Raw genomic sequence first — 2,684 nt, forward strand, 5'->3', positions numbered from 1 at the left:
TGCGTATTCCGGCGAACGTGATCACGCATTTCGGCGGATCGTGATCATGGATTCCGAATGATCGTGATCACCCGTTTCGGTTGATCGTGATCGCTGATCACAGGTTTCCGAAACGCGTGATCACGATGCCGGAATGAGCGATCACGGGACCGAAACGGGTGATCACGTAACCGGAACGTAATCCGGGTTTGAGTCTGGCGGTGGCGTTGCGCATGTATTCACCGGCGGCGTTAGCCTGCTCCCTTTTTTGCGGGAGAAGCGCTGATGCCGACACCTCGGATGAGCATGCGCAAATTGAAGGAAGTCCTGCGACTGAAGTGGGCGTGTGGCCTGACGCATCGGCAGATCAGCCGGGCCATTGGCATCAGCGTCGGAGCCGTGTCGAAGTTCGCTGCCCAGGCCAGCCAGGCGGGACTCGACTGGGCCGCAGCCGAAGCGCTGTCCGATGATGAACTGGAAGCACGCCTGAAGCCTGCGCCAACCGATGCCACGGCAACGACATCCCGGCGCATTGAGCCCGACTACGCGGCATTGCATCGCGAGCTGCGGCGCAAGGGCGTAACGCTGCAACTGCTGTGGGAAGAATACGCTGAAGCGAACCCCGGCCAGCGGACTTACCGCTACACGCAGTTCTGCCAGAAGTACAAGGACTGGGCGAAGTCGATCAAGCGCTCGATGCGCCAGCAGCACCGCGCCGGCGAGAAGCTGTTTGCCGACTTCGCGGGCCCCACCGTGCCGATCCTCGCACGCGATGGCGGCGTCGAGTTCGAGGCGCATGTGTTCGTGGCCGTCCTCGGTGCATCGAACTACACGTTCGCGTGCGCGACGCGCACCGAGACGATGGCGGACTGGATCGGCAGCCTGTGCGATGCGCTAGAGTTCATTGGCGGCGTGCCCGAGCTGCTCGTGCCCGACAACCCGAAGGCGCTGATCGCGCGACCCGACCGTTACGAACCCGGACTCGGCACGACCACGCAGGACTTCGTGAACCACTACGGCACCGCGATGCTGCCGGCGCGTCCGCGCAAACCGCAGGACAAGGCCAAGGTCGAAGTCGGCGTGCAGATCGTCGAGCGCTGGGTGCTGGCCCGACTGCGCCACTATCGCTTCTACAGTCTGGCCGAACTCAACAAGGCCATTGCAGAACTGATCGCCGACCTGAACCAGCGCCCGTTCAAGCGGCTCGAAGGCAACCGGCGTGAATGGTTCGAACGGCTGGACCAACCCGTCCTGCGCCCGTTGCCCGTGCGTCGCTACGAGATCGCCACCTTCCAGAAGTGCCGTGTGAACATCGATTACCACGTCGATGTCGGCGGCCACTATTACAGCGTCCCGCATAGCCTCGCACGGCAGGAGGTCTGGGCGCGTATCACACGCCACGGCGTCGAGATCCTGCATGGCGGCAAGCGTGTCGCTGCGCACGCTCGCTCGCGCCTCAAAGGCAAACACACGACCATCGCCGAACACATGCCCGCCGCGCATCGCGCGCACATGGAATGGACTCCGGGTCGCCTGCTCACCTGGGGCGCATCCATCGGCTCCGGCGCCGAAGCTGTCGTGCGGCATCTGCTGACCAACAAACCCCACCCCGAGATGGGCTATCGCGCCTGTCTCGGTCTGCTCTCGCTCGCGCGCAAGTACGGCAAACACCGCCTCGAAGCCGCGTGCCAGCGCGCATTGAAGATCGGCTCGCCCACGCGCCGCTCCGTGCTGTCGATCCTGGAAGCGGGGCTTGACCTGCAGTCCTCGCCCCCGAACAGCCTCACCGAATGGCGCTCCCCCGAGCACGAGAACGTACGCGGTCCCGACTACTACCACTGACCGAAGGAGGTCACGATGTTGATGCAGCACACCCTTACCCAGATGAAGGCGCTCAAACTGGACGGCATGGCCCGCGCGTTCGAGGAGCAGTCGACGCTCACGGCCAGCACCAGCCTGTCATTCGAGGAGCGCGTGGGCATGCTCGTCGATCGCGAGCTGGCCTGGCGTGATACGCGACGACTCGAACGTTTGCTGCGCGCCGCGAAGCTCAAGAACCCACAGGCCTGCGTCGAAGACATTGAATACCGGCAAACCCGTGGGCTGGACCAGCGCATCGTCGCCACGCTCGCCGGCTGCGACTGGGTGCGCAATGCGCAGAACCTAATCCTGACGGGCCCCACGGGCGCAGGCAAGACGTGGCTCGCTTGCGCGTTCGGCCAGCAGGCGTGCCGTCAGGGCTTCTCCGTGTTCTATGTGCGCGTCGCGCGGCTGTTCGAGGAACTGAAAATCGCGCACGGCGACGGCAGCTTCACGCGCCGGCTCGCGCAACTCGCGAAGATTGATGTGCTGATCCTCGACGACTGGGGCTTGCAGGATCTCGACCAGGCCGCGCGCAATGATCTGCTCGAAGTACTTGATGATCGTGTCGGTACGCGCTCGACTGTGATCACCAGCCAGTTGCCGCTCGAACACTGGCATGCGTGGCTGCAGGACCCCGCGCTCGCCGATGCGATTCTCGACCGGCTCGTGCATCAAGCCCACAAGCTTCCGGTCAAGGGAGATTCAATGAGAAAGAAAACGAAAACCGAAACCGCTGACGCCTGATCGTGATCACCGTCGCTATAATCCATTGACCGCGCAACACCACCATCCAGACCGATCACGTTCGCCGAAACGACTGATCACCATCACCGAAATCCGCA

At 63.3% G+C, this 2,684-nt stretch carries 2 protein-coding genes; both read left to right on the forward strand.

Going from position 1 to position 2,684, the window contains the following annotated elements; all coding sequences use genetic code 11:
* Positions 1 to 264: 264 nt before the first annotated feature.
* On the forward strand, positions 265 to 1,821 hold the full coding sequence (gene istA, locus ACTJLB_RS32350; protein ID WP_440785653.1) for an IS21 family transposase: 1,557 nt from the start codon (positions 265 to 267) through the stop codon (positions 1,819 to 1,821).
* 15 nt (positions 1,822 to 1,836) lie between these two features.
* On the forward strand, positions 1,837 to 2,586 hold the full coding sequence (istB, locus tag ACTJLB_RS32355) for an IS21-like element IS408 family helper ATPase IstB (RefSeq protein WP_440785654.1): 750 nt from the start codon (positions 1,837 to 1,839) through the stop codon (positions 2,584 to 2,586).
* The last annotated feature ends 98 nt before the right edge of the window (positions 2,587 to 2,684 follow it).

The organism is Paraburkholderia sp. 22098 (genome assembly GCF_052045935.1).
GTDB classification, from domain to species: Bacteria; Pseudomonadota; Gammaproteobacteria; order Burkholderiales; family Burkholderiaceae; genus Paraburkholderia; species Paraburkholderia caledonica.